21 protein-coding genes and 1 pseudogene are annotated in these 25,340 nt (G+C 60.5%); 17 read left to right on the top strand and 5 right to left on the bottom strand.

Going from position 1 to position 25,340, the window contains the following annotated elements; genetic code table 11:
* Positions 1-7 precede the first annotated feature (7 nt).
* From AABE20_RS10595 to AABE20_RS10580, 4 genes and pseudogenes are all read right to left on the bottom strand, one after another.
* Positions 8-2,583 (bottom strand): annotated as a pseudogene (locus tag AABE20_RS10595) (mechanosensitive ion channel family protein).
* Positions 2,584-2,629: 46 nt separating this feature from the next.
* The gene (locus AABE20_RS10590) at positions 2,630-3,292 is read right to left on the bottom strand and encodes an RDD family protein (protein ID WP_338333029.1); all 663 of its coding nucleotides are present in this window, start codon (positions 3,290-3,292) and stop codon (positions 2,630-2,632) included.
* A gap of 56 nt (positions 3,293-3,348) precedes the next feature.
* Positions 3,349-4,596 (bottom strand): bifunctional glutamate N-acetyltransferase/amino-acid acetyltransferase ArgJ, encoded by a 1,248-nt coding sequence (gene argJ / locus AABE20_RS10585; protein ID WP_338333028.1) that lies wholly within the window; start codon positions 4,594-4,596, stop codon positions 3,349-3,351.
* A gap of 86 nt (positions 4,597-4,682) precedes the next feature.
* Entirely contained in the window at positions 4,683-5,612 is a 930-nt protein-coding gene (locus AABE20_RS10580; protein ID WP_338333027.1) for a peptidylprolyl isomerase, read from the bottom strand.
* A gap of 245 nt (positions 5,613-5,857) precedes the next feature.
* Between AABE20_RS10580 and secA the strand changes: the two genes are divergently transcribed.
* The 17 genes from secA (at position 5,858) to thiD (ending at position 24,331) form a co-directional block, all read left to right on the top strand.
* A complete protein-coding gene (gene secA, locus AABE20_RS10575) occupies positions 5,858-8,581 on the top strand; it encodes a preprotein translocase subunit SecA (RefSeq protein ID WP_338333026.1) in 2,724 nt (907 codons plus the stop codon).
* A gap of 40 nt (positions 8,582-8,621) precedes the next feature.
* Positions 8,622-9,371: a YebC/PmpR family DNA-binding transcriptional regulator gene (locus AABE20_RS10570; protein WP_338333025.1), complete on the top strand. Its 750-nt coding sequence runs from the start codon at positions 8,622-8,624 to the stop codon at positions 9,369-9,371.
* Positions 9,372-9,373: 2 nt separating this feature from the next.
* Entirely contained in the window at positions 9,374-9,880 is a 507-nt protein-coding gene (gene ruvC / locus AABE20_RS10565; RefSeq protein ID WP_338333024.1) for a crossover junction endodeoxyribonuclease RuvC, read from the top strand.
* Positions 9,877-10,485: a Holliday junction branch migration protein RuvA gene (ruvA, locus tag AABE20_RS10560; RefSeq protein ID WP_338333023.1), complete on the top strand. Its 609-nt coding sequence runs from the start codon at positions 9,877-9,879 to the stop codon at positions 10,483-10,485. The genes ruvC and ruvA overlap by 4 nt, the downstream gene beginning before the upstream one ends.
* Positions 10,482-11,558 carry a Holliday junction branch migration DNA helicase RuvB gene (gene ruvB / locus AABE20_RS10555; protein ID WP_338333022.1) on the top strand — a complete coding sequence of 359 codons (1,077 nt, stop codon included), beginning with the start codon at positions 10,482-10,484 and terminating at the stop codon, positions 11,556-11,558. The genes ruvA and ruvB overlap by 4 nt, the downstream gene beginning before the upstream one ends.
* Complete coding sequence (gene ybgC / locus AABE20_RS10550) at positions 11,555-11,968, top strand: tol-pal system-associated acyl-CoA thioesterase (RefSeq protein WP_338333021.1); 414 nt, start codon at positions 11,555-11,557, stop codon at positions 11,966-11,968. Before ruvB ends, ybgC begins: the two co-directional genes overlap by 4 nt.
* Before the next feature lie 97 nt (positions 11,969-12,065).
* Positions 12,066-12,806 carry a protein TolQ gene (gene tolQ, locus AABE20_RS10545; protein ID WP_025826892.1) on the top strand — a complete coding sequence of 247 codons (741 nt, stop codon included), beginning with the start codon at positions 12,066-12,068 and terminating at the stop codon, positions 12,804-12,806.
* A 2-nt stretch (positions 12,807-12,808) separates the two neighbouring features.
* Entirely contained in the window at positions 12,809-13,240 is a 432-nt protein-coding gene (gene tolR, locus AABE20_RS10540) for a protein TolR (RefSeq protein ID WP_338333020.1), read from the top strand.
* 32 nt (positions 13,241-13,272) lie between these two features.
* A complete protein-coding gene (locus AABE20_RS10535) occupies positions 13,273-14,280 on the top strand; it encodes an energy transducer TonB (protein WP_338333019.1) in 1,008 nt (335 codons plus the stop codon).
* 25 nt (positions 14,281-14,305) lie between these two features.
* Positions 14,306-15,673, top strand: coding sequence for a Tol-Pal system beta propeller repeat protein TolB (tolB, locus tag AABE20_RS10530; protein WP_338333018.1), 1,368 nt, complete (start codon positions 14,306-14,308; stop codon positions 15,671-15,673).
* 319 nt (positions 15,674-15,992) lie between these two features.
* Positions 15,993-16,466, top strand: a complete 474-nt coding sequence (gene pal, locus AABE20_RS10525; protein WP_165991207.1) for a peptidoglycan-associated lipoprotein Pal — start codon at positions 15,993-15,995, stop codon at positions 16,464-16,466.
* A 145-nt stretch (positions 16,467-16,611) separates the two neighbouring features.
* A complete protein-coding gene (locus AABE20_RS10520; protein ID WP_338333017.1) occupies positions 16,612-17,460 on the top strand; it encodes a tol-pal system YbgF family protein in 849 nt (282 codons plus the stop codon).
* Between the two features lie 27 nt (positions 17,461-17,487).
* On the top strand, positions 17,488-18,795 hold the full coding sequence (gene tilS / locus AABE20_RS10515) for a tRNA lysidine(34) synthetase TilS (RefSeq protein WP_338333139.1): 1,308 nt from the start codon (positions 17,488-17,490) through the stop codon (positions 18,793-18,795).
* A gap of 118 nt (positions 18,796-18,913) precedes the next feature.
* A complete protein-coding gene (ftsH, locus tag AABE20_RS10510) occupies positions 18,914-20,845 on the top strand; it encodes an ATP-dependent zinc metalloprotease FtsH (protein WP_338333016.1) in 1,932 nt (643 codons plus the stop codon).
* 96 nt (positions 20,846-20,941) lie between these two features.
* The gene (folP, locus tag AABE20_RS10505) at positions 20,942-21,973 is read left to right on the top strand and encodes a dihydropteroate synthase (protein ID WP_338333015.1); all 1,032 of its coding nucleotides are present in this window, start codon (positions 20,942-20,944) and stop codon (positions 21,971-21,973) included.
* A 147-nt stretch (positions 21,974-22,120) separates the two neighbouring features.
* Positions 22,121-23,479: a phosphoglucosamine mutase gene (glmM, locus tag AABE20_RS10500; RefSeq protein WP_338333014.1), complete on the top strand. Its 1,359-nt coding sequence runs from the start codon at positions 22,121-22,123 to the stop codon at positions 23,477-23,479.
* An 18-nt stretch (positions 23,480-23,497) separates the two neighbouring features.
* The gene (gene thiD, locus AABE20_RS10495) at positions 23,498-24,331 is read left to right on the top strand and encodes a bifunctional hydroxymethylpyrimidine kinase/phosphomethylpyrimidine kinase (RefSeq protein ID WP_338333013.1); all 834 of its coding nucleotides are present in this window, start codon (positions 23,498-23,500) and stop codon (positions 24,329-24,331) included.
* 52 nt (positions 24,332-24,383) lie between these two features.
* On the opposite strand, the gene AABE20_RS10490 is transcribed toward thiD, so the two are convergent.
* On the bottom strand, positions 24,384-25,142 hold the full coding sequence (locus AABE20_RS10490; protein ID WP_338333012.1) for a response regulator transcription factor: 759 nt from the start codon (positions 25,140-25,142) through the stop codon (positions 24,384-24,386).
* Positions 25,143-25,340 lie beyond the last annotated feature (198 nt).

Raw genomic sequence — 25,340 nt, 5'->3', positions numbered from 1 at the left:
GGGTCTCTTATTCGTGGGTTTTGGGTGGTGGGGCCTGTGGTGTGTCCGTGGTGGGCTTTTGCACGGTTTTGGCCGGTGCTGGCGCATTCTGCGGCATGGCGGGCATGGCGTCGAGCGCCATGTGCAGCGGCACGTTGGGCGGCGTGGTGGAGTAGCTGGTGGGGGTGTAGAACTTAACACCCGCAGCTGCCATGCGCAGGGCGATACGGCGGTAGAATTCGCGCTGGACCTTCCACTTCATCATCGGGGCGGTTTTGATGATGCCGAGTAGCACAGCGCCGTTCCCATCCGAACTGTCTACCCCCAGATCGGTATAATCGGAGAAGATCATGGGGCGGAAGGTATCTTCCTTGCGCATGTCCTCAATGGCCTTTTGCATGATCTTGACGACCTTGCCCGTGTCTTCGCTCAGATCCAGCGTCTGGCGCACAATAATCTGGTTAAAGCCGCGCGCGGTATTGGCAATGGAGGTCACGGAGGAGAACGGAATAATGTGCAGGTCACCATCAAACGAGCGGACCCGCAGGGTGCGGATGGACAGGTGTTCAACCGTTCCGGCAATGCCGCCCGTTGTTACCCAGTCCCCGACCTGAATGGCGTCTTCCGCCAGCATGAAAAAGCCGGTGATCACGTCCTTAACAAGGCTTTGCGAACCAAAGGACAGACCAACACCCAGAATACCCGCACCCGTAAGCAGCGGAGTTACGTTGATCCCGATCTGGGAGAGGGTGGTCACAGCCACAAAAATAATAATTACGGTAAGCAGCACGGTGCGAATAATGGGCAGCACCGTGCGCAGCCGTGCCGCCCGCGCCTCCTGCGCGCTGGCGGAATAGCGCGAGATCTGTTTGTTCAGAATACTGTTCACAGTCTCCCACGCCAAAGCGGCAATGGTCATGCCAATCAGCAGGCAGGCCGCAGCCCCAACCAGCCGCAGACCAAGGGCTGAGTGGAGGAAAAAGTCAAAGGTAGGAATGCTCCAGCTTTGCGCCACACAGATTGCGGTGGTCAGAATAATGGCAATGGTCATGATCTTGCGCACGAACGGGTAGTAAAAATCCGCCCGTTTTTGCAAGTCGGGGTATTGGGCCTGCAATTCCGGTCCAACGCGGAACAGCCGGTCCTGTAGCCCGTACACCAGCAAAGCCAGCACGCGTGAGACCACAAGGCACAGGAAGGTCAGCAACGTGCCGTGCAGAATCCACTGGTACCCCCCCTTCAGGTGGGCCGCCCAGACAAACCACAGAGCCATGTCCAGAAAAATAACAGGCACCCACCACAGCTTGGCCAGCGTGCCAGCAAACGCCCAGAGGGCATTTTTGCGCCGCCCCGGAGGCGGCTGGAGTGCCCGGGCCACAATATGGCGGATACGCCAGATAAAGGCGGCGATCAGAAGGTGCTCAACCAGCACCACGCCGCGCATCATGGCTTCCACCCCACGTGTGTCCAGATCAAACTCGCGCCCTAGAATGGACAGGCAGATGACAATGGACGGGGCGGCAACCAGCACGTTCCACCAGCGCGTTAGCAGTCGTGCCGTGTCATCTGGCATGGGCAGCAGGCGGATGGCGGGGGAGCGGGGGACCAGAATGGTTTCAACAACCAGGTACAGGCAGCGGGCAATGGCGTAGGCGTTCACGAGTGTCAGGGCCACTGTGCGTGCCTGATCGGTGGAGGTCAGGAACTCCGCGCCAAGGTAGCCCAGCAGCAGGCAAATCCCCACGGGTAGCAGCTTGAGCAGAAAATGCATGGCGTTGTAGGGAACGCGAACAAGGTAGCGCAGGACCTCGTCCCCCCGGCGCTGGTCCGTCTCACGCGTTTGGGTGGTATCGACTTCTGTTGGGGTGTCCGTGTCCGGTGTTGCGGGGGCTGCATCCGTGCTGGGCGGTGTAGCGTTGGTGCGGCTCTGGGCTTCGGACTGCCGGGCCTCGCGCGCTTCCGCCATTTTTTTCACAGCGGTCAGGGGGGTGCGCAGGCCAATGCTGGTTGCGCGCTCCGCCACAAGGGCGAGAGCAATAATCAGAAGGGCGCGGCCAAAGGAATCCAGCAAGGACTGGCGCGACTGCGGGTTCTGAATTTCGTGGCGGAACCATGTGCCCACAGAACCAAGGTCGGTAAACAGGCTGGTAAAGTTGTTGACATACTCGGTGGCGGTATTGCCCAGATCATCCAGTTCCGAATGGACGGAATTGTCTATGACGGCGGGCGAGGCCGCACTTGCCGCGGGCTTGGATGTGGCACCCGCCGGGGCTGGAGGCAGCCCTTTGGCCATGAGCGAGAGTGTTTTTGTAAAGTCAGCGCGCTTTTGCGGGTCGTTCAGCACATTCAGGAGTTGCTGGGCATCCTGCTGGCTTAGCCCGCCCGCCTGTGCCGTGGCGGGGGTGTCTGCCAGAGCGGGAGCATGGGGGAGCAGCCCCCAGCCAAGCAAAAAAACAAAACAGGTTTTGAATATCCAGGAAAAAAAGAAATACCGGTCCCGGCTGTGTGCGGTCATGACCTGCCCTGTCCTTTGCTGAATGGTCTGGGGGTTTTGCGCTACGCGCCTGATGTTGCCCGCAGGGTAGGAGGCAAATCTGGCGGTATCAAGACCGACAACCGGATCAACTGTTATTCGGGCAGGGGGATGGGGTCAGTCGTGGGGTGGAAAAGGCACAATCGGGGCTGGTTTTGTGTGCCGGAGCACCAGAGTGCCCGCAATCATGTCATGCAGGCCCTGTTTGCGCTGGGTGAAGGCCACCATCAAAACCCCGATATAAAGCAGGGGGAAGGACAAAAACGCCTTGATGACAAACCGCAGCAGCGCGCGCAGGTGGGAAATCTGCCCCCCCTGAAGCGAGACAACCTCCAGCCCGAACAGCCGCTTGCCCGGTGTTGCCCGGAACGAGGATGCCTCGAACATCACGCAGTACAGCATGGGCAGCAGGGTAAGAATCATGCCAAATGTATGCCATTCCGACCCCGCATGCAGGTGCGGGATCAGGACAGAAACAGGGCTGGCATGGGGCACGGATGTTGTGGCGATATTGACCACATCCACCGTCTGGCCGGAGGCATCGGGAATGGGCAGTTCTTCCCAGTCCACATTGATCTTGGGGCCAAAAAACAGGCTGAGAATACCTTCGGCCGTGCTGAGAATGACCGCATCAACCAAAAACGCCCATACACGCCACCAGAACCCCGCATAGACCCATATATCGGGCTGCGGTTGTTGTGGCGCGTTCCACTGGCCGGACCCGGCGGGTTGGGGCTGTGGCGCGGCTCCCCAGCCGGGTGGGGGCGTAATGCTGGACATGGTCAGGCTCCCTGGTATGCCGCAGGCTGGCGGATCATCTGCAAAAAACGGAATGCTCAGCTACGGTATGAGCCGTTGATGTCGATGTAACCGTGTGTCAGGTCGCAGCTCCATGCGCGGGCTGTGCCTGTGCCCAGTCCAAGATCAACCGCAATATCAATTTCCTGCCCCTTCATGTGGGCCACCACGGGTGTTTCGTCATACCCTTCGGTTACGGTCCCGTCGCGGGCAATGCAGACCCCACCAATGGATACGCTCAGCGTGTCCCGGTCGGCGGGTTCTCCACATTTGCCAACAGCCATGACCACGCGGCCCCAGTTGGCGTCCTCGCCCGCAATGGCGGTCTTGACCAGGGGGGAATTGCCAATGGCCATGGCCACACGCCATGCGGATTCGTCAGACACCGCGCCGCTTACCGTAATGGTCATAAGCTTGGTAGCGCCCTCCCCATCGCGGATGACCAGCAGGGCCAGCTCCCGCAGCAGGTCATTCAGCGCTGTGCGAAAATCAGCCAGAGCGGGGTCGTGCAGTGCGTCCACCGTATCGGCCACCGGAGCGTTGCCCGCAGCCCCCGTGGCAAAAAGCAGAACCATGTCGGAGGTGGAGGTGTCGGAATCGACCGTAATGCAGTTGAAGGTGCTTTTGACCCCCGTACCCAGCAGGGTTTGCAGCACCGGGGCGGGAAGGGCTGCATCTGTGGCCACAAAGGACAGCATGGTTGCCATGTCGGGCGCGACCATGCCGCTGCCTTTGGCCATGCCCTGAATAACCACATCCGTGCCGTTAATTTGCGTTTTGCGCACGGCTGCCTTGGGGAAGGTATCCGTGGTCATGATCCCGCGTGCAGCCGCTTCCCACCCTGTTTCGGACAGGGCTGCGTGGAGTGCGGGCAGGGCGGTGGTAATGCGCTCGGCGGGCAGGATTTCCCCAATCACGCCGGTGGAGGCCAGATAGACCTCATCGGGTGCGCATCCGGCTACTGTGGCGGTAGCCTGTGCCGTGGCCTCGCATGTCTGGCGGCCTGCGCGGCCGGTGAACACGTTTGCGTTACCAGCGTTTACAACCAGTGCGCGGGCCTGCCCGGTGGGCAGAATGGCGCGGCACCAGTCCACGGGGGCGCCGGGGCATTTGGATTTGGTAAAGACCCCTCCCACCGTGGTGCCGGGGGCAAATTCGGCCAGAACCAGATCGGTCCGGCCTTTGTAGCGGATACCTGCGGCAATGGCGCCAAGCCTTACCCCACGAACAGTGCCAAGCTCAGGCAATGGCTGGGCGAGGGGAGAAACGGGGAGAGACTGCGCCATCTGGCGGTATCCTTGGCAGATTTCAGCCCCGCTTCACATTCAGGCCAGACCTGATGGGCAGCGGGGCTGTTAACGGTTGGAGTATTTTATTTTTTGGGTGCGGCAGAACCAGCGCCAGCGGCGGGCGCATCTGGCAGCGGCTTGCCTGTGGTCGGGTCAAAGCGCACGATTTTTACACCGGAAGCGGCTTTTTCCACGGCTTCACGCACGTATTTCTGGATCAGGGCCTGACGGATCTTGTCATGCACGGCGTCCAGTGTGGGGGTCGGGTCCGTGCGTGTGTCCAGCACCTGAATAACGTGGTAGCCGTACTGGCTCTGCACGGGTTTGGTGCTGATTTCCCCCTTTTTCATGGCAAAAGCGGCATCAGAGAAGGCGGGGATCATGTCGCCTTTTTTGAACCAGCCAAGGTCGCCACCGTTCTGCGCAGCGCTGCCTTTGTCGGTCGAGACTTCGGCTGCCAGTTTGCCAAAGTCCGCGCCACCTTGCAGTTTTTTAATAACGTCGTTGGCTTCGGCTTCGGTCTTGACCAGAATGTGGCGTGCGTGAACTTCCTGCTCGGCAGGTTTGCCCACGTAATTTTCGTTATAATACTGCTTGATGGAGTCATCAGACAGGTGGGGCATGACCTGCTGGGACAGCCACGCATTCTGGAGCGCGTTGTCTGCTGCTGTCTGCATCAGCTTCTGGGTGTCGGGCTTTTTGTTCAGCCCTTCCTTCTGTGCTGCAATCAGGATGGCTTTCTGGTCGGCCAGCTGGTTGATCAGCATGGGGTAGACCAGCGTCGGGGGGAGCTGGCGCATCTGCGGTGGCATGGTGCCCATGGCGTTCTGCACATCGGCAACGGTGATTTTCTCACCATTAACGGTGGCGACAACCGTGTTCGGGTCAGTGGGCTGGGCAGGTGCCGTGGAGGCCGCCGGTGCCGGAGCCGCCGCAAAGGAGGGAGCACACAGCATGGAGGAACCGAGCAGGGCAGTGGCTGCCAACCCGAACGCGTAGGGAATAAACCGCATAGGACAAAACCTTAAAGTCGGTAAAAAACAGTTCGATATGTATGAAGGAGGCTACCCGCCCCGGCAACCCCTGTTTCGTTCGGATATGGGGGCCGGGCGGTAAGCTTGGTTGACCGAACACCGGCCCGGTCCTATTTTGCAGGGCAAGCCACACAAAATGCCTGTGTCTTTCACTCTGCCCCGCTTCCTTTCTGCGGGTTCGAAGCAGGGGTAAGGCAAGGCTGCACTGTTCTGGAAAGGTGTTCATGCTTTCACGCTTCGTCCGCGCCCTGTTCGGCACAGCCAATGACCGGACGCTCAAGGCATTCCAGCGCCGTGTGTCGGAAATTAACGCCCTGGAGCCTCAGATTCAGGCTCTGGATGATGCTGCCCTGGCAGCCAAAACCATAGAGTTCAGGGACCGGTTGGCCAAAGGAGCCACACTGGATGACCTGCTGCCCGAGGCCTTTGCCGTCACGCGTGAGGCATCGCGCCGTGTGCTGGGCATGCGCCATTTTGACGTGCAGCTGATCGGCGGCATGGTCCTGCACTCCGGCCGCATTGCGGAAATGCGCACGGGGGAAGGCAAAACGCTGGTGGCAACACTGGCTGTGTATCTGAGCGGCCTTTCTGGCAAAGGTGTGCATGTGGTCACGGTCAATGACTACCTTGCCTCGCGCGATGCGGCGGAAATGGGGCAGCTTTACAATTTTCTGGGCCTGACCACGGGCGTGATCGTGCCCAACATGCCAGACGAGCAGCGCAGGCAGGCCTATGCCGCAGATATAACCTACGGCACGAACAACGAGTTCGGGTTCGACTACCTGCGCGACAACATGAAATACCAGCTGGCCGAGATGGTTCAGCGCCCCTTCCACCACGCCATTGTGGATGAGGTGGACTCGATCCTGATTGACGAGGCCCGGACTCCGCTCATTATTTCCGGCCCGGCGGAAGACAGTTCCGACCTGTACCGCTCGGTCGATGCTGTGGTGGCCCAGCTTGTGCAGGACCCCGCCACCTACGAAAAAGACGAAAAATTCCGCACCGTTATCCTGACCGATGCCGGCTCGGATGCGGTTGAGCTTCTTCTGCGCGCCGAAGGCGTGCTGGACGAGGGCGGGCTGTATGACCTGCACCACGTGGCCGTGGTGCACCATGTGCAGCAGTCCTTGCGGGCGCACACCCTGTTCTCGCGCGATGTGGATTACATCGTGCGTGACGGCAAGGTGGTGATTATTGACGAGTTCACCGGCCGTATGATGGAAGGCCGCCGCTACTCCGACGGTCTGCATCAGGCGTTGGAAGCCAAGGAACACGTGGAAGTCCAGCAGGAAAACCAGACGCTGGCCTCCATTACCTTCCAGAACTTTTTCCGCCTGTACCCCCGCCTTTCGGGCATGACCGGCACGGCCATGACCGAAGCCGATGAATTTGCCGAAATCTATAATCTGGACGTGGTGGCCATTCCCACCAACCGGCCTGTGGCCCGTAAGGATGAGGACGACGAGATTTATCTGACGGAAGGCGAAAAATTTGCCGCCGTTGTCAAACTCATCCACGAGGTGCACCAGCGCCAGCAGCCCATTCTGGTTGGCACGACCTCGATCGAAAAGAGCGAGGCCCTGTCCGCCCTGCTCAAAAGCGAGAACATTCCCCACCACGTGCTGAACGCCCGCTTCCATGAAATGGAGGCCAAGATTGTGGCGCAGGCCGGGGCGCCGGGGTCCATTACCATTGCCACCAACATGGCTGGCCGTGGAACGGACATCAAACTCGGTGGCAACGTGGAAATGCTGATCGGCCAGCAACTGGGCGATATGGACGACACGCCCGAACGCGCCGCAGCGGAGCAGGAAATCCGCGACCGCGTGACCCGCGACCACGCCATTGTGCGTGAGGCCGGTGGGCTGTACGTCATCGGCACCGAACGGCATGAAAGCCGCCGGATTGACAACCAGCTCCGTGGCCGCGCCGGACGGCAGGGTGACCCGGGGAACTCCAAGTTCTTTATCTCGCTCCAAGATGACCTGATGCGGATTTTCGGGTCTGACCGCATGAGCGGCATGTTCCAGAAAATGGGCATGCAGCAAGGCGAGGCCATTGTGCATCCGTGGCTGAGCAAGGCGCTTGAGCGGGCACAGAAAAAGGTCGAAGCCCGCAACTTCGACATGCGCAAGAACACGCTCAAATATGATGACGTGATGAACGACCAGCGCAAGGAAGTGTACGCCCACCGGCGTGAGTTCATGGCGCAGGACGATGTATCCGCCATTGTGGCCGAGGCGCAGGATGATGTGACCGATATGCTGGTGGCCCGCCACATTCCGCAAAAATCCTTTGCCGAGCAGTGGGATGTTGAGGGGCTGACCCAGCAGGTCCACAAGGTGTTTGGCCTTGACCTGCCCATTGCCGACTGGGCGCGTGAGGACGGCATGGACGCCGAGAGCGTGGCCGAGCGGATCAGTCAGGCGGTTACCCAGTCCCACGCCGCGCGGGCGGCCAATATTGGCCCGGACCTGATGCGGTTTATTGAAAAGCAGATTCTGCTCACAACGTATGATGCGGTGTGGAAGGAACACCTGCACGCGCTGGACCAGCTCCGTCAGGGCATTGGCCTGCGTGCATACGGGCAGAAAGACCCGCTGAACGAATACAAGCATGAAGCCTTCCAGCTCTTTACCTTCATGCTTGAGGAAATGCGCCAACGCGTTGCATCGCTGATGGCGCATGTGGAGGTCTCGCCTCCGCCGATGGAAGACCCCTTTGCAGACACGGCGGCCATTCATGCTGACCCCGAAGTTGCAGGGTATGCCTCGGAACCGGGTACCGGGCTTACGCCGGGTGCCGCGCCGGAAATGGCCGTACCCATCGGGGGTAGCGCCATTATGCCGGATGATCCGTCAAGCTGGGGAGAAACCCCCCGCAACGCGCCATGCCCATGCGGATCGGGTAAAAAATACAAGCATTGCCACGGGCAGTTAGGCTGAGCACGGCCCGCCCGCGGGCAGGACAGGTAAGGTAAGGAATATGGCTGGTCATTCCCAGTTCAAGAACATCATGCACCGCAAAGGTGCGCAGGACGCCAAGCGCGCCAAGCAGTTTGGCAAGATCATTCGGGAACTGACCGTGGCCACGCGCTCCGGCCTGCCCGACCCCAACTCCAACCCACGCCTGCGTGCGGCCATTGTGGCCGCGCGTGAGGTGAACATGCCCAAGGACACCATTGAGCGCGCCATCAAAAAAGCATCTGGTGGTGCAGGTGGCGATGACTACGTGGAAATGCGCTACGAGGGCTACGGCCCCGCAGGTGTTGCGGTTATTGTGGAAGCCCTGACGGACAACCGCAACCGCACCGCGTCCGAAGTGCGGGCGGCATTTTCCAAATGTGGGGGTTCCATGGGGGAGACCAACTCCGTCTCCTTCATGTTCCGCAGGCTTGGGGTTATCACGTATCCCGCATCCGTGGCTTCCGAAGATGACATGCTTGAAGCCGCCATTGAGGCCGGGGCCGAAAACGTGGTCTCCACCGATGCCGCCCATGAAGTGACGTGCGAAGTGGAATCCTTTTTTGCGGTCAAGGACGCGCTGGAAGCCCGCTTTGGCGAGGCGGAAAGTGGCAAGCTGGACTGGCGGCCTGAAAACACCGTGACACTGGATGAGGAAAAGGCCCAGAGCCTGTTCAAGTTCCTTGACGTTCTGGAAGACAATGATGATGTCCAGAACGTGTATGCCAATTTTGACCTGCCGGATGATCTGGCGGAAAAACTGTCGGCCTGATTGTGGTCCGTCTGCTCGGCATTGATCCCGGCCTGCGGTTTACAGGGTGGGGCGTGATTGATGTCGAGGGCAACAGGCTCCGGCATGTGGAAAACGGCGTGATCGCCACCAACAGTGCCGATAGCGTGCCAGACCGGCTGAAGGTTCTGCACGACAACCTGTCTATGCTGATCGAACGCCTCCAGCCCGCCGAAGCCGCGGTGGAGGAAACCTACGTCAACCGCAACGGGGCAGCCACGCTCAAGCTGGGTTATGCCCGTGGTGTGGCCCTGCTGGCCCCCGCCCTTGCGGGGCTGAGTGTGGCCGAATACGGCGCGCTGTCGGTTAAAAAAGCGGTGGTTGGCACCGGCTCGGCTGATAAAAAACAGGTGGAAATGATGGTGCGCAGGCTTTTGCCGGGCGTGGAAGTTATTCGGGCGGATGCGTCCGATGCTCTGGCCGTTGCCATCTGCCATGCTCACCACAGGGCGAGTGCCCGCCACATTGCAGCCGGAGTGCGGATGGCATGATTGCGTTTTTGTGCGGCCTTGTCATTCAGGTCGATCTGGGCAGTTGTGTGGTGGACGTAAACGGCGTGGGCTATCTGGTCGCGGCCTCCACCCGCACTCTGGCAGCCCTGCCTAACCCGCCCGAAAAAGCCCGGATTCTGATCGAGACCGTTGTGCGTGAGGACGCCATTCTGCTCTACGGTTTTTCCGAAAGTGCGGAGCGCGAGTGGTTCCGTCTGCTAACAGGGGTGCAGGGGGTTGGGGCCAAGGTGGCGCTGGGTATTCTGTCCGCCCTTTCGGCAGGGGAACTGGTTGCAGCCCTGACCACGGCGGACAAGGCCAGCCTGATGCGCGCCCCCGGTGTTGGCGCCCGTCTGGCCGAACGGATTCTGACCGAACTGCGCGACAAAGCCGGCAAGATGCCCGGCAACAAGGGTGGCTTTAGTGTGCCCGCCATGGCGACCCCCGTTGGCAGCATAGAGGCCGATGCCCTTATGGCGCTGGCCGGGCTTGGCTTCCGCCGTATGGAGGCCGCCCCCGTTGTGCGCCGCATTATGGAAGCCAGCGGGCCAGACGCCACGCTGGATGGCGTGCTGCGTGACAGCCTGAAAGACCTTGCCCGATGAGCATGGAGTTCTCCCCCGAGCGCGAGATTGACGCCACCCGGCAGGGGGAGGATGCGGGCGAGGCCGCACTTCGGCCGCAAACCCTGTCTGACTTTACGGGGCAGAAGGCCAGCCGTGAGAATCTGTCCGTTTTTATCCATGCCGCCCGGAATAGGGGCGAGGCGCTGGACCATGTGTTGCTGCATGGGCCACCGGGCTTGGGCAAAACCACATTGGCCCAGATTGTGGCGCGTGAACTTGGGGTGGGGTTTCGGGCCACATCAGGCCCGGTTATCCAACGCGCGGGGGATCTGGCGGCCATTCTGACCAACCTGCAACCGCGTGATGTGCTGTTTATTGATGAAATTCATCGCCTTCAGCCCGCGATTGAGGAAATTCTCTACCCCGCAATGGAGGATTTCCAGCTTGATCTGATTATTGGCGAAGGCCCGGCGGCCCGCTCCGTACGGATTGACCTGCCGCCCTTTACGCTGGTGGCGGCCACCACGCGCGCGGGCCTGCTGGCCACACCTTTGCGTGACCGCTTTGGCATTCCGCTCCGGCTGGTGTTTTACACACCAGAGGAACTGACCCGCATTGTTGCCCGTGGGGCGGAAAAACTGGGTTTTGCCCTGTCCGCCGCAGGGGCGATGGAAATTGCGCGCCGCTCGCGGGGGACCCCCCGTATTGCCGGACGGCTTTTGCGCAGGGTGCGTGATTTTGCCTCCCTTTCCGTGCCGGAAGGGCAGGTGGTCGAGGCAGACGTGGCCGATGCCGCCCTGACCCGCCTGGAGGTGGACGCGCTGGGGCTGGACGGCATGGACCGCCGATACCTGCGGCGCATAGCAGAGTACCACCACGGTGGCCCCGTGGGGGTGGAAACATTGGCCGCAGCACTAGCCGAATCGCGCGATACGCTGGAAGATGTGATCGAGCCGTTCCTTATTCAGGAGGGGCTGGTCCTGCGCACAAGCCGTGGCCGTGTGCTGGGCGAGCGGGGCTGGCGGCACCTTGGTTTGACGCCTCCACCCAGACCAGAAAACACTGCCGGACCTCAGATGGATTTTCTGGCGGATGATGAGGAAGCTCCATGAGCAGCCACTCCATAGATTTTCGTGTGTATTATGAAGATACGGACGCCGGGGGCATTGTGTACCACGCCCGGTATCTGGCCTTTGCCGAGCGGGCAAGGACGGAGGCCATTCGCAGTTGCGGCATGCCTGCCTCTGGTCTTTTGCATGATTACGGACTTGTGTTTGTGGTGCACGACGCCAGGCTGACCTACCGCACACCCCTGCGGCTGGATGATGTGCTGACCGTAACAACACGGCTGACATCCCTGCGTGCGGCAAGCTGCCGGCTGGAGCAGATTGTAACCCGTGGGGCCGATGTTGCGGCCGAGGTGGATGTGGGTCTGGCATGTGTGCGTGCGGCAGATGGGCGTCCTGCCCGATTTCCGCCTTTATGGCATGATCTTCTGAGCAGGTTGGCACCGAAGGACTAAAAGCGCCTCTTCTGCTTTTTTACGGAAAACAGTAAGAAGCAGCAGTGTTGGGCCGTGAGCAATCTCGCCCGAGTCGGAGACTGGTGGCCCGCAACGGGTGCAGAGGCAGGAGGCATTATTGGATCGTGCGGTTGATGCGGCAAATCTCGGCGTAAGCGCGGCGGGAGACCTGTCGGTCTGGGCGTTGTTTATGAACGCCTCACTTGTGGTTAAGCTGGTCATGCTGGGGCTGCTTTTGTGCTCCATCATGGTCTGGGCCATTATTATCGACAAGTTTGTAACAATCCGGCGGATCAACCGGGCGGCTTCAGGCTTTGAAGACCGGTTCTGGTCCGGTGGCAGTCTGGATGACCTGTACGAGAGCGATGGCGCAAAGCCCGTTAGCCCGATGGCCGCCGTATTTGGCGCAGCCATGGGCGAATGGCGGCGTTCTGCCCGTATTCCCGGCGTGGATCTGGTGCGTGGTGGGGTCAAGGAGCGCGTGGACCGCGCCATTGGCATTACCATTACGCGCGAGATGGATCGCCTGCGCCGCTGGGTTATTTTTCTGGCAACCGTTGGGCCTGTTGCCCCTTTTGTGGGTCTGTTTGGCACGGTGTGGGGGATCATGCATTCCTTCAGCTCCATTGCGGCTGAACACAACACCAATCTGAGCGTTGTGGCCCCCGGTATTTCCGAAGCGCTGTTTGCAACCGCCATTGGCCTGCTGACCGCCATTCCCGCTTACGTGGCCTACAACGTAATCAGCAACAGCATGGACCTGTTTGAGGACCGTCTGGAAGGGTTCGGCACGGAATTTGCCGCCATTCTCTCCCGCCAGTCTGAAGAAAGGGTCTAAGCATGGCCATGTCATCTGGAGGGGGCGGCCGCCGACGCAGGCGTCCTATGGCCGAGATCAACGTGACTCCCATGGTGGACGTCATGCTGGTGCTGCTGATCATCTTCATGGTCACATCCCCCATGATGACCAGCGGCGTGAATGTTGACCTGCCCAAAACCGATGCCCGCCCCGTGAACTCGGACAACAAGCCGATTACGGTGTCCATCAAGGCGGATGGGTCCCTCTATCTGGGGGATGAGCCGGTGACTACGGACCAGCTTGTGGCCCAGCTCAAGGCTGCTGCGAATAACGACTCCGACCACCGCATTTTTGTGCGCGGTGATGCCCACATAGACTACGGGCAGGTCATGCAGGTCATGGGCCAGATTACCGCAGGTGGATTTACGCATGTGGCTCTGCTGGCGCAGCAACCCGCCAGCTCCGGGCAATAAGCCATCCGGTCGGGTGGAGAGGTACGAACACGATGCCCATGGCACGGCCACGCCGGTCTGATCAGCGTATGCTCAGGCGGTCTCTTTATGTGTCAGGTGCGGCGCATATCGCAGCACTTGTGGCACTGCTGATCTCCCTGCCGCCGCCAAAGCCGCCGGAAGAACCCCCACAGCCAACGGTCGAGATGGAGTTTGAACCATCCGATGCGCAGGACGGTGGCCCGTCCGCCAAGGCTGAAAAGCCCGCGGATGAGCAGCGCCCACCCGCGCCCGCCGTGCAGGACGCTCCGCCCACGCCTGAGCCGCCCAAGGACGTGCCGAACGAGGAACCACCCCCGCCACCGCCTCCCCCACAGGCTGTGCCACCCCCGCCGCAGGCGGAGGCGGAACCGCTGCCTGACGTGCCCCTGCCCCCCAAGGCGGAGGAACCCTCGCCAGAGGCGGTCAAGACGCCGCCATCTCCTCCGGCGCCGCTCAAGCCGTCCACGAGTGTGGCGCCCCCATCCCCCATGACGCAGCAGACGGACACACTGCCCGACACGGTGGTGCCCTCGCACATGACGCAGCCCAACAAGGCCAAAAAGAGCGAGCCGGACACACACTCCTTGCTGGAAACGCTGGATACCTTCCGCGCGGACCAGAAGCAGACTCACGCCCCCAAGGCGCGGGCCAACCCGCTGGCTGGTGGTGCTCCCAATGGGGGTGGGTCACCCGTGGGCAGTAACATTACGGGCAGCCTGAGCGTTGGGCAGCAAAAGGCCATTGGGGCGTCCGTCCGCCGTTGCTATTCGGAGGATACGGCGGCCAAGGACTATGCCAGTTTTGTGGCCCATCTTGTTGTTACCGTGGATGCTACGGGTGAGGCACGGATTGTGCAGTTCGCCCCGGAAACACAGGCCCGCATGAGTGCGGATGCGTCCTACCGCGCTCTGGCCGAGCGCGCACGCGCGGCCGTGTTGAGCCCCACATGCGCCAAACTGCCGATTCCCAAGGAACTTCTTGGGCAGACCCGGCAACTCAAATTTGTCTTCAGGCCTTAAAAGCAGGCCACACGGAGGAAAACACATGCTGATGAGTACCCGGCCTCTTATTTCCGATCAGGAAGCAGATGCTCTGGTGGGCGCGCTGCGCCGCCGTACCCTGCTGGGCGCGAGTGTTGCCGCAGGGGGCATTCTGGCAACCCCGCTGGCGGCTTTTGCTGCAACAGCGGCCGCACCGGAGGCGGAAATTACGGTGGATCAGGCCCGCACGGCGCCCATTCCCATTATCATTCCCGATTTTGGGGGTGGTCTTGGGCAGCAAATGGCCGAGGTGCTGACCAACGACCTGAACAACACGGGTCTGTTCAAAGTCATTCCCGGTTCATCCGCCGCCGCCAAGCCCGATTTTGCCACGGCCAAGGGCCTTGGCGCGCATGCACAGGTGACGGGCAGCGTTACGGGCAGCGGGGCGTCCGTACGGGTGGAAATGCGGTTGTGGGATGTGCTGACCAAGCAGCAGATTCAGGGCACGGCCTACACCACCTCCTCCGCCAACTGGCGGCGTATCGCCCATATTGTGGGCGATGTGATTTACGAGCGGATGCTGGGTGAAAAAGGGTATTTTGATACCCGCATCGCCTTTATTTCCCGCTCTGGCCCGCGTGGGCACCAGCGCACCCGGCTGGCCATTATGGATCAGGACGGGGCCAATGCCCGTATGCTCACAGCCGGGAACTGGCTGACGCTGACGCCCCGCTTCAGCCCCGCCAAGGACCAGATCGCTTTCATGTCCTACGCCAACAACCGGCCACGGGTGTATCTGTTTGACCTCAATACCGGTCGGCAGCAGATTCTGGGCGATTTTCAGGGCATTTCGTTCGCGCCGCGCTTCTCGCCCGATGGGCGCTCGGTTTTGCTGTCCGTTACCCGCAACGGTGGGTCTGACCTGTATTCGGTCGATCTGGCATCGGGCGCGCGCCGCCAGCTTACGGCATCGGGCGCGATTGATACCAGCCCGTGCTACAGCCCGGACAGTTCCCAGATTGTGTTCAACTCCGACCGGGGGGGCAGCCCGCAGCTGTACATCATGCCCGCAGGCGGCGGGAACGCGCAGCGTATCTCCTACGGTCAGGGCACCTATGGGTCGCCCGTATGGTCCCCCCGTGGGGACCTGATCGCCTTTACCCGCATTGCGGGGGGCATGTTCTCGCTCGGAGTCATGCAGCCCGATGGCACGGGTGAGCGGATCATGACCGAGGGCTTTACGGTGGAAAGTCCGAGCTTCTGCCCCAACGGGCGTGTGCTGGCCTATTGCCGCCAGAGCCGCGCCGGGGTGGGGGGGAGCGGATTCAGCTCCAACATCGGCATGGTCGACATTACGGGCTTTAACGACCGCGTTATTCCTACGCCAGAAGGGGCATCCGACCCGGCATGGTCCCCCCTGAATGGGTGAAGGATTATTCTCCCGCCCGGCTTTTGGGCGGGAGAAGTTTTCATAATTCCGCCGTAATTTTCTTTATAATTTCGTAAATTAGGGTTAATGTGCTCAGGGCCGGGGTGTGTTGTTTGGGTATCAGTCAAGGTATGGCTGGTATGAGAAACAGAGAACATGCTTGACCGGCCGCATAAGCTATGGCTTACGGCGGAATGGTCTCCAAAATTCGTCGGCTCTTCGAAGGGTTCGGAGGGGAGCAGAAGAATACGCGGGGATACAAGGTTATTAACTTCTTTTTCTCCGAATAGCCCTTAGGCTAATTCTCAGGATCCGACACATGAGACTGAAAGTTGTTGCTGCGCTTGGTATGGTTGCTCTTCTGTCAGCCTGTGCGCACGAAAATGCAAACACGGGTGCTTCCACCGGCGCGGCTGTCCAGCCGTCTGGCCCGGTGCCGGGCAGCGAAGCTGATCTGGTCGCTAACGTGGGGGACCGCGTATTCTATGACCTGAACAAGAGCGGTCTGAGCGCCGATGCCAAAACCACCCTGCAGAAGCAGGCTGACTGGCTCGCCAAGTATCCCCAGGTGAACGTTGAAGTTGCAGGCAACTGCGATGACCGCGGCACCGAAGAATACAACATTGCCCTGGGTCAGCGTCGTGCAAACGCCGCTCGTGACTTCCTGGTGGCAAAAGGCGTGACCTCTTCGCGCATCTCCACCATCTCCTACGGTAAAGACCGCCCCACCGCTCTGGGCGACACCGAAGAAGCATGGGCACAGAACCGTAACGCTATTACGGCTGTGAAGTAAGATTTTCAGATATTTCTGAAATCTGACTGATCTAGCGGAACAGGCCGGGCCTCAAAGCCCGGCCTGTTTTGTATTTCGTGTCTTGTTTTACGGGGCGGAATGATGGAATTCTTGCCCGTTTGTTATGGATGGGGTGAGGTTCTCAATGAAGTCCCGGGTTAAAGCAGTACGCGTTGTTCGTCATGGTCTGGTGCTTTCGGGTCTGGTGGCCGTGCTTATGGGCACAACCAGCCCCATGGGCCATGCACAGGACGTTACCAGCCGGGAAGGCATTGCCCTTCAGGACCAGATTCTTGCTCTCAAGCAGACCATGAGCCAGATGCAGGCCTCCCAGAGCGAAGGGGGAGCACTGCCGCCACCATCCGCCACACCGGGGGGGGCTTCCTCCACCGCCAATGGTGATCTGGTGTCCCAGTTGCTGGAGCGTGTGAGCACGCTCGAACAGCAGCAGCGCGACATGCGCGGCGAGATTGACCAACTGACCAACGACCTGCAGCAAAAAACGGCGGCCCTGTCCAAGCAGGTGGCGGACAGCCAGTTTGCCGCACAGTCCGGGGCGGGTGGTGCGGCTGCTTCTGCCGCAGCGCCAGCAGAACCCGCAGCCCGCCCCAGCACGCCAGATGCCCTGCTGAGTGCCGGCAAGGCCGCCTTGCAAAAGCGTGATTACGATACCGCGCATGACAATGCCGAGGCCGCCCTGAAAAGTGCAAAGGGTGCGTTCCGGGTGGATGCGCAGTTCCTTCTGGCCCAGTCCCTTGCCGGGCAAAAGCAGTATCGCCAATCCGCCGTGGCGTATTACGATGCGTATCGCCAGTCCCCCAAAAGTGCCCGTGCGCCCGATGCCCTGCTGGGGGTTACGGCAGCACTTCTGGCGTTGGGGGACAAAAAATCCGCGTGTGAGGCACTGGGCAAGCTGAATAACGAGTTCCCGTCCCCCGCACCGCGCGTGGCGCATGCGGCGGAAATATACGGGCGTAAGGGTGGCTGTAACTGATGGACCTGCGGTGCGGGGGGTAGGAATATTCCGGTCTGTTTTGCACAGCGCCCGGTTTTTTCCGACCAGCCGGTTCCGCCACACTGGTTTGCCGCACTGCTGGACACGCTTGGCCCGTGGTTAAAGGATAAGCCGGGGCAGCCTCCGGTTGCGCTGGCTGTTTCTGGCGGGGGGGATAGTCTGGCCCTAGCGTGGCTGGCCCGGCGTTGGCGGAGCAATCTGCTGGCTCTTGTGGTGGACCACGGTCTGCGCCCCGAATCCGCAGCCGAGGCCCAGCTTACACTTGCGCGCCTGCACGCAATGGACGTGCCTGCCCGCCTGATAACCCTGACAGACCTGACCAAAGGCCCCGCCATGGCCGCGCGGGCGCGCAAGGCCCGCTATGCCCGCATGGTGCAGGCCTGCCAGCAGGCCGGGTGTGTGGACCTGCTGCTTGGCCATCAGGCCGATGATCAGGCCGAAACCGCATGGATGCGCTCCAACGCAGGCAGTGGGCCAGATGGCCTTGCGGCCATGGGCTGGATTACCCACACGCCGGATGTCCGGCTGGTCCGGCCTTTGCTAGGGGTCTCCCGCGCCGCATTGCGCAATACGTTGCGCGCAGCAGGGCAGACATGGGTGGATGACCCCTCCAACCTGGACCTGCGGGCCGAACGCGTGCGTGTCCGCTTTGCGCTTAATGAGAACGGCCAGTCCGAACAGTTCTGGTGCCTTGCCATGGATGCGGGGTTTGAGCGCATGGCGCGTGAGAGCGCACAGGCCGTGGCGCTGGCGCAGACCTGTGCGTTTTTCCCCCATGGTTGGGTCAGGCTGGGGCAGGTGTTGCCAGAACCTGCCGTGCTGTCGGGGCTGATCCGTACTGTGGGCGCGCAGCAGTACCCACCAGCCCCGGCGGCTGTGGCGCGGCTGTGCAAAAACGGCGGCGCGGGCACATTGGCGGGTACGCGGCTTGCCAGATGGCGTGATGAGTGGTTTCTCATTCGGGAGCAGGCGGGGGTTGCCGCTCCGGTTGCGGCCAGTCCCGGCGTTGTGTGGGATAGCCGCTTTGTGCTGCACGCCCCTTCTGCCTTGTTGCGTTGCGGGGTATATGTGGGGCCTGCCGGTTACGGGCTGGAACGCAAGGTCCGTGCCGGGTGGCCAGCCCTGTTCTGTGCGGGGTTGCCTGCCTTGTGGTGGCAGGGGCAACGGGTTGCCGTGCCGCATCTGCAATGGTGCCTTACGGCAGACTGGAAAGACGCTTTTTTTGAGTTCAGACCGCCTGTTCCCGTAACCGGGATGGGTGTGTACGGGTGCAAAAAAGTACACGACAGGAACTATGTGGGACCCATGGGCTAGGAAAATGGTTCAGGCATCCCATTTATAAGAGCAAAGGTTGCTTTTTTCCCCGGGCGCTGGGCAAGATGGCAGGACACTCCGGCGCTTTACGCACTAGAAGTATGGACACTCGGGCAAGATGAACAATTTAGGTCGCAATCTGGCGCTTTGGGTCAGCATTATCCTGCTGCTGCTGTTGCTGGTGAACATGTTCCAGCCGGGCACGGCGCAACATGCCGCGCAGCAACTGGCATATTCCGATTTTGTGGCCGATATTGATTCGGGCCACGTGCGGTCTGTTGTCATGCAGAATCACAATATTTCCGGCACGCTGACCGATGGCACCGCGTTTGAGACCTATGCCCCCATGGACCCCTCCCTTGTCTCGCGCATGGTGGGTAAAGGGGTGGAGGTTGTGGCCAAACCGCTGGAGCAGGATGGTAGCCCGCTGCTGCGCTACTTCCTGAACTCCCTGCCCATTATTCTGCTGGTGGCGGCATGGCTGTTCATGATGCGGCAAATGCAGGGTGCGGGCGGGCGTGGCGCTATGGGCTTTGGCAAGTCCCGCGCCAAAATGCTCACCGAAAAGCACGGTCGCGTTACGTTTGAAGACGTGGCAGGCATTGATGAAGCCAAGGGCGAATTGCAAGAAATCGTGGATTTCCTCAAGGACCCGCAGAAGTTCACACGTCTGGGCGGTAAAATTCCCAAAGGCGTGCTGCTTGTTGGCCCCCCCGGCACGGGTAAAACCCTGCTGGCCCGCGCCATTGCGGGGGAAGCCAATGTGCCCTTCTTCACCATTTCCGGTTCCGATTTTGTGGAAATGTTTGTTGGTGTTGGCGCATCCCGTGTGCGGGATATGTTCGAGCAGGGCAAAAAATCCGCTCCGTGCATTATCTTTATCGATGAAATTGACGCCGTTGGCCGCCACCGTGGTGCGGGCATGGGCGGGGGTAATGACGAGCGCGAACAGACCCTGAACCAGATGCTGGTCGAGATGGACGGTTTTGAAAGCAATGAGGGCGTGATCCTGATTGCCGCAACCAACCGCCCGGATGTGCTGGACCCCGCATTGCTGCGCCCCGGCCGCTTTGACCGGCAGGTTGTCGTGCCCAACCCTGACGTAAGCGGGCGTGAAAAAATTCTGCGTGTGCACATGCGTAAGGTGCCGCTGGCGTCCGATGTGGACCCGCGCATTATTGCCCGTGGCACTCCCGGCTTTTCCGGCGCGGACCTTGCCAATCTGGTAAACGAAGCCGCCCTGTCCGCTGCCCGCCTTGGCCGCCGCACCGTCTCCATGCGTGAGTTTGAAGACGCCAAGGACAAGGTGCTGATGGGCGTGGAACGCCGCTCCCTTGTCATGAGTGATGATGAGAAAAAGCGCACTGCCTACCATGAGGCCGGGCATGCCATTACCGCCGTGCTGGTGCCCGAGAGCGAACCCATTCACAAGGCCACCATTATTCCGCGTGGTCGTGCCCTTGGCATGGTCATGCGCCTGCCAGAGGACGACCGGCTGTCCATGAGCAAAATGAACGCCATTGCCCACCTTGTTGTGGCCATGGGCGGGCGTGTGGCTGAAGAGGTGGTCTACGGTAAGGACAACATCTGCAATGGCGCGATGGGAGACATCAAAATGGCTACCCGCGTTGCCCGCAGCATGGTGACCGAATGGGGTATGAGCGACAAGCTGGGCATGATCGCCTATGCGGATGAAGATCAGGGGAACAGCTTTTTTGGGGCGTCCCGTAACTTCTCCGAACAGACGGCGCGCGATATTGATGTTGAAGTCAAACGCCTGATTGACGAGGCTTATGTGCAGGCGCGTAACTACCTGCACGACCACGTGGATGAACTGCACCGTCTGGCCGAAGCCCTGCTGGAATACGAAACCCTGACAGGTGAGGAGATCCGGCAGATCATGCGTGGTCAGCCGATTGAACGCCCCGAAGAAGCTGATGAGGGTCCGGTCAACCGCCGGGCATCTGTGCCGCAGGTTACGGGGGATGCCCCGTCCTCCGGCCCGGCGGCAGAAGATGGTGGCCCAGTGCCAGCCCCCCAGCCCGGTTAAGGCCGGATTGGGTGATAAAAAGAGTTTTTAGTCAAAAAGGCGGCATGAGGTGCCGCCTTTTTTACGTGGTGGAGACCCACTCAAAGGACCAGAAGCATGTGGCACAGGCTGGTTGAACCCATGGGGCTGCTGTTCGGGCAAATGGCGCAGGAGGCCATCCGTCAGGGCGTGGCGTTACCACTCCAGAACAGTACTGCTGCTTTTACAACCGTGTTGCTCATAGAGGGCAATACAGCAACCGGCCCCATGCCTGTGGCGGCTGTGCCCCATGGCTGGCTACCCGTGTTGCAGCGCCTTGTGTCCCCCGTGCCGGAGGCTGGGTTGCCTGCGGGACCGCTGGTTATGGGTATTCTCAACACAACACCGGACAGCTTTAGCTGCGCGGGCCAGCACTATAACGCAGGCCACGCCATACAGGCCGCGGAGCAGATGGCGCGCGACGGTGCCGGTGTGCTCGATATAGGGGGGGAAAGCACACGCCCCGGTGCGGCGGTTGTTTCCCCCCAGCAGGAGTGGGAGCGGGTAGGCCCGGTGCTGGAAGGGGTGCGCCAGTGTTTGCCGGGTATGCCTCTTTCGGTCGATACGCGGAACAGTCTGGTCATGGAGCGGGCACTGGCTGCGGGGGCGGATGTGATTAACGATGTTTCCGCTCTGGGGCATGACCCTGCCGCCCTGCCACTATTGGCGGGGCAAAGTTGCGGCGTTGTGCTCATGCACATGCGTGGCACCCCCCAGACAATGGAGGCGCATACCCAATACACCAATGTTGCCTGCGATGTGGTGCGGGAACTGGGGCAAAGGGTGCAGGCCGCCGTGGCGGCAGGCATTGCCCGTGAACGGCTGATGGTTGATCCCGGCTTTGGTTTTGCCAAAACGCAGGAGCAAAATGTGGTGCTGCTCCGCCGTGTGTTGCTGCTGGCCAATCTGGGGTGCCGTGTGGTGTTCGCCCTTTCGCGCAAGCGCATGATTGGCGCACTGACCGGCGTTGCGGACCCGGCGGAGCGCGATAGTGGCACGGTGGCGGCCTCTCTTATGGCTCTGCCGTTTGGGAACCCGGTGCTGCGGGTGCACAATGTGGCCAGCATGGCGCAGGGCGTTCGGGTGTGGCAGGGCGCGCTGGGGGCATGAGTGCCGCGCGTGCCAAAAATATTTTTTGTGGCCTGAACACGGTTTCTTCCAACCCAAAACCGTTTTAGGAAAGATCAGCAGGACAGGACAGGAGTTTCCGCCAGCAACGGCCAGAGTATTCAGGTCCATTGCCGATTGCGGAATGGAATGAGTATTATGAAGCGATTTTTCGGAACAGATGGTATTCGTGGCACCGCCAATATAGCCCCCATGACGGTGGAAATTGCCCAAAAGCTGGGGCAGGCGGCGGGGCTACATTTCCGCCGTGGGGACCACCGGCACTGTGTGCTGCTGGGTAAGGATACCAGATTATCCGGTTATATGATCGAGAGCGCACTGGTTTCCGGCTTTTTGTCCGCTGGTATGGATGTCACTCTGGTGGGGCCGCTGCCCACACCGGCCATTGCCCTGCTCACCCGCTCCTTACGGGCCGATCTGGGGGTTATGATCTCCGCCTCCCATAATCCGTTTGGTGATAACGGGATTAAGCTGTTCGGCCCCGATGGTTTCAAACTCTCCGATCAGGATGAGCGCACAATTGAAAACCTGATGGTGACCGACCTGCATGCGGATATGGCGGACCCGGCCCAGATCGGCCGTGCCTCGCGCCTGAACGATGCGGCCGGGCGGTATATTGAGAGTGCTAAATCCTCCTTCCCGCGCAAGCTGCGCCTTGATGGCATGAAAATTGTGATCGACTGCGCCAATGGCTCGGCCTACCGGGTTGCCCCCACGGCGTTGTGGGAGCTTGGGGCGGAGGTTATTCGCATCGGGTGTGAGCCGAACGGTGTGAACATTAACGAACAATGTGGCTCCACCCACCCCGAGGCCCTCTGTAAGGCGGTGGTGCAGCACGGCGCGCATATTGGCATCGCCCTCGATGGGGACGCGGACCGTGTGCTGATCGCCGATGAAACCGGGCGGTTGATTGATGGCGATCAGATTCTGGCCCTGATCGCCCGGTCATGGACTGCGGAGGGGCGTCTGGTGGGCAACGCCGTGGTGGCCACGGTTATGTCCAACATGGGGCTTGAACGGTTTTTGGAAAAAATGGGCGTGGGGCTGGAGCGCACGGCTGTGGGGGACCGCCACGTGGTCGAACGCATGCGCGAACGCGGCGTGAATGTGGGGGGCGAACAGTCTGGCCACATGGTGCTGACCGACTTTGCCACCACGGGGGATGGGCTGATTGCCGCATTGCAGATTCTGGCCGTGCTGGTCGAGTCTGGTCGCCCGGCAAGCGAGGTCTGCCGTCTTTTCCAGCCTTTTCCGCAAAAGCTGCGGAATGTCCGTTACGCCGGAGCCTGCCCGCTGGATACGGACGAGGTGCGCCAGCGCCAGCTTGAGGTGGAGCGTATTCTGGCCGGTCAGGGCCGCCTGCTGCTCCGGCGTAGTGGCACGGAACCGCTGGTGCGCGTGATGGCCGAGGCAGAAGATGCCGCCCTGGTGGAAGAAGCCGTGAGCAAAATGTGTGCCGTGCTGGAAAAAGCAACCCAGCCAGCCTGAGCCGAAAGAATGCCCTGTATGACCCGATCCGCCCCCTCGCGCCCGAGAGTTCTCTCCATAGCTGGGAGCGACTCTGGTGGAGGGGCGGGCATTCAGGCGGACATCAAAACCATTACGGCGCTGGGCGGGTATGCCATGACCGCCATAACCGCCCTGACCGCCCAGAACACGCAGGGTGTGCAGGCTATTATGCCGGTTCCCACGCAGTTCATCCATGACCAGATCCGCTGTGTGGTGGACGATATTGGGGTGGACGCCATAAAAACGGGCATGCTGGGCGGTGCTGCGCAAACGCAGGCCGTGGCGGAGGACATAGCCCGGATCCGCCAGCATAGACCTGCGCTGCATGTGGTGGTGGACCCGGTTATGGTGGCCAAGGGAGGCGCTGCCCTGCTGGCGGAAGACGCACTTGCCTGCCTGCGCACCACGTTGCTGCCCCTTGCCACGCTGGTTACGCCCAATTTGCCCGAAGCGGAAAAACTGACAGGCCGCGCCATCCATACGGTAGAGGACATGCGCGCTGCTGCCCTGTGGCTACACCAGCAGACGGGTGCGGCCATCCTGCTCAAGGGCGGGCATCTGGCGGGGGATAATCTGGTGGATGTTCTGCTGGACCAGTCCGGGGTGAGCGAATTTTTGGGGCAGCGTATTCCAACCCGGCATACACATGGCACGGGCTGCACACTGGCCAGTGCGTTGGCCACCACTCTTGCGCAGGGGTTTGCTTTGCCCGATGCGGTCGGGCGGTCCTGCAAGTATGTGTATGATGCTATTTTACAGGCCCCGGAACTGGGCAAGGGAGCCGGGCCATTGTGGCATGCTCATCCCTGGTACCCTGCAATCCGGTCCTGAGTAACGTTGTGTGCGTCAATCTGTCGTATCAAGCGGCGTGGTCGCGCCGTAATTAGTCCCCAACAGCGTGGAGCAAGGCTGCCTCTGGTGGTGTGGGGAGTTGCGAAAGAGCGAGCAGGGGGGCGGGAACAGGCTGTGCCTGCGGGTCATGCAGAATGTACCCACGGCCCCATACGGTGGAAATCAGGTCCTCGGCCCCCACGGTCTGGAGCTTTTTGCGCAGCTTGCAAATAAAGACATCAATGATCTTGATATCGGGTTCATCCCGGCCACCGTACAGGTGGTTGAGGAATGTCTCCTTGGTCTGGGCAATGCCCTTGCGCAGCACCAGCAATTCCAGAATGGCAAATTCTTTGCCGGTCAGGTGAATGGGGCGGTTTTCCACTGTAACCGTATGGTTGTTCAGGTGCAGGGTTAATGCGCCAACCTGCGCAACCGGATGTGCATATCCGTTTGAGCGGCGCAGAATGGCCTGTGCGCGGGCAATCAGCTCGGCGGATTCAAACGGTTCGGCCAGATAATCATCAGCGCCCAGTGCAAAAGCCCGGATCTTGGCGGCTGGCGTATCTATGTTGGAAAGAATGATAACCGGCGTTGTGATCTTGAGCGTGCGAAGGGTGTTGAGGATGGTATATCCGTCCATGTCCGCCAGGGTCATGGTAATAATGGCAAGTCCGTAATCGTAGTCACGCAGTAATTCTATGGCGTTCTGGCCGGATCGGGCCAGATCGGCCGCAAAGCCTGCTTTTTTCAGGGCGGAAAGAATGGCGCGGCTGGAGGTAAATTTGTCCTCGGCAAACAGGATGCGCATGACTGGCCTCACATAGCTGCTGGAAGGGTTATACACCTTAAGGTTGTATTTGATGGCATGAATGACACCTTTACGTGTTTTTCTGAAAAAATAAACACAAATTCATATTATTTTTATAGTTTCAGTAATAACAGGTATGTGATCAGGGTATGGCTTCGGGTGATATATCCAGCAAGCGATTTATCACCTTGGTAAAAA

The sequence above is a fragment of the Acetobacter zythi genome (assembly GCF_963921165.1).
Classification (GTDB): Bacteria; Pseudomonadota; Alphaproteobacteria; order Acetobacterales; family Acetobacteraceae; genus Acetobacter.
This window is presented reverse-complemented; position numbering and strand designations above follow the sequence as displayed.

What these genes read in the sequence shown, in the direction of transcription:
- glmM (WP_338333014.1), top strand. Translation starts at nt 22,121, where the DNA reads ATGAGTATTATGAAGCGATTTTTCGGAACAGATGGTATTCGTGGCACC.
- thiD (WP_338333013.1), top strand. Translation starts at nt 23,498, where the DNA reads ATGACCCGATCCGCCCCCTCGCGCCCGAGAGTTCTCTCCATAGCTGGG.
- AABE20_RS10580 (WP_338333027.1), bottom strand. Translation starts at nt 5,612, where the DNA reads ATGCGGTTTATTCCCTACGCGTTCGGGTTGGCAGCCACTGCCCTGCTC.
- secA (WP_338333026.1), top strand. Translation starts at nt 5,858, where the DNA reads ATGCTTTCACGCTTCGTCCGCGCCCTGTTCGGCACAGCCAATGACCGG.
- ruvB (WP_338333022.1), top strand. Translation starts at nt 10,482, where the DNA reads ATGAGCATGGAGTTCTCCCCCGAGCGCGAGATTGACGCCACCCGGCAG.
- tolR (WP_338333020.1), top strand. Translation starts at nt 12,809, where the DNA reads ATGGCCATGTCATCTGGAGGGGGCGGCCGCCGACGCAGGCGTCCTATG.
- pal (WP_165991207.1), top strand. Translation starts at nt 15,993, where the DNA reads ATGAGACTGAAAGTTGTTGCTGCGCTTGGTATGGTTGCTCTTCTGTCA.
- ruvA (WP_338333023.1), top strand. Translation starts at nt 9,877, where the DNA reads ATGATTGCGTTTTTGTGCGGCCTTGTCATTCAGGTCGATCTGGGCAGT.
- AABE20_RS10520 (WP_338333017.1), top strand. Translation starts at nt 16,612, where the DNA reads ATGAAGTCCCGGGTTAAAGCAGTACGCGTTGTTCGTCATGGTCTGGTG.
- AABE20_RS10535 (WP_338333019.1), top strand. Translation starts at nt 13,273, where the DNA reads ATGCCCATGGCACGGCCACGCCGGTCTGATCAGCGTATGCTCAGGCGG.
- ftsH (WP_338333016.1), top strand. Translation starts at nt 18,914, where the DNA reads ATGAACAATTTAGGTCGCAATCTGGCGCTTTGGGTCAGCATTATCCTG.
- tolB (WP_338333018.1), top strand. Translation starts at nt 14,306, where the DNA reads ATGCTGATGAGTACCCGGCCTCTTATTTCCGATCAGGAAGCAGATGCT.
- ybgC (WP_338333021.1), top strand. Translation starts at nt 11,555, where the DNA reads ATGAGCAGCCACTCCATAGATTTTCGTGTGTATTATGAAGATACGGAC.
- AABE20_RS10490 (WP_338333012.1), bottom strand. Translation starts at nt 25,142, where the DNA reads ATGCGCATCCTGTTTGCCGAGGACAAATTTACCTCCAGCCGCGCCATT.
- AABE20_RS10590 (WP_338333029.1), bottom strand. Translation starts at nt 3,292, where the DNA reads ATGTCCAGCATTACGCCCCCACCCGGCTGGGGAGCCGCGCCACAGCCC.
- folP (WP_338333015.1), top strand. Translation starts at nt 20,942, where the DNA reads ATGTGGCACAGGCTGGTTGAACCCATGGGGCTGCTGTTCGGGCAAATG.
- AABE20_RS10570 (WP_338333025.1), top strand. Translation starts at nt 8,622, where the DNA reads ATGGCTGGTCATTCCCAGTTCAAGAACATCATGCACCGCAAAGGTGCG.
- argJ (WP_338333028.1), bottom strand. Translation starts at nt 4,596, where the DNA reads ATGGCGCAGTCTCTCCCCGTTTCTCCCCTCGCCCAGCCATTGCCTGAG.